Origin of the sequence: Pseudomonas sp. 18.1.10 (assembly GCF_024655625.1) — a bacterium.
Taxonomy (GTDB): Bacteria; Pseudomonadota; Gammaproteobacteria; order Pseudomonadales; family Pseudomonadaceae; genus Aquipseudomonas.
The window spans coordinates 1-705 of sequence record NZ_JANLGL010000470.1; the positions used below are offsets into that span (position 1 = coordinate 1).

Below are 705 nucleotides of genomic sequence, written 5' to 3' on the forward strand. Positions count from 1 at the left end.
GTTCCAGTAGGCCGTCGGCAAGTCGGCCAGGGTGATGCCTTGCGCAATGATTTCGCTGTACAGCCGCGCACTGTCCCACAGCTCCGGACCGCGCAGGATCACCGTGGCGCCGTGGGTCAGCGCCGGGTAGAGCTGCTCGACAAAACCGTCGAAGTTCAGGGTGGCGAACTGCAGCACCCGGTCGTCCGGGGTCAGCCGCGAGTAACCGGCGGCGATGCTGGAAAACTCGCTCAGCGCCGCATGGTTGATCGCCACGCCCTTGGGCTTGCCGGTGGAACCTGAGGTGTAGATCACATAAGCGAGGTTCTGCGGGGACACCACGACCTGCGGGTCTGCCTCGGATTGCAGCGCCAGGCGTGCATCCGCCAGGTCCAGGGTGGCCATGCCCTCGGGCAGCGGCATCGCGACGTGGGACTGGCTCAGCACCAGGTGCACGCCGCTGTCTGCGAGCATATGCAGCAGGCGCTCACGCGGGTATTGCGGGTCCAGCGGCACGTAGGCACCACCGGCCTTGAGCACCGCCAGCAGGCTCACCACCATCTCGAACGAGCGCTCCACCGCCACGCCCACCAGCACTTCCGGGCCGACGCCCAGCGCGATCAGTTGATGGGCCAGGCGGTTGGCCTGGCGGTTCAGCTCGGCGTAGGTGATCGACTGCTCGCCAAGGCACAGGGCAATCGCGTCGGGGCGTTGCTGTGCCTGGGC

Annotated in this window: 1 protein-coding gene; it reads right to left on the minus strand. The window is 67.2% G+C overall.

Features of this window, described 5'->3' with window-relative positions; all coding sequences use genetic code 11:
- On the minus strand, window positions 1-705 hold a 705-nt coding region (locus NUV89_RS29740; RefSeq protein WP_257784128.1), incomplete at both ends, for an AMP-binding protein.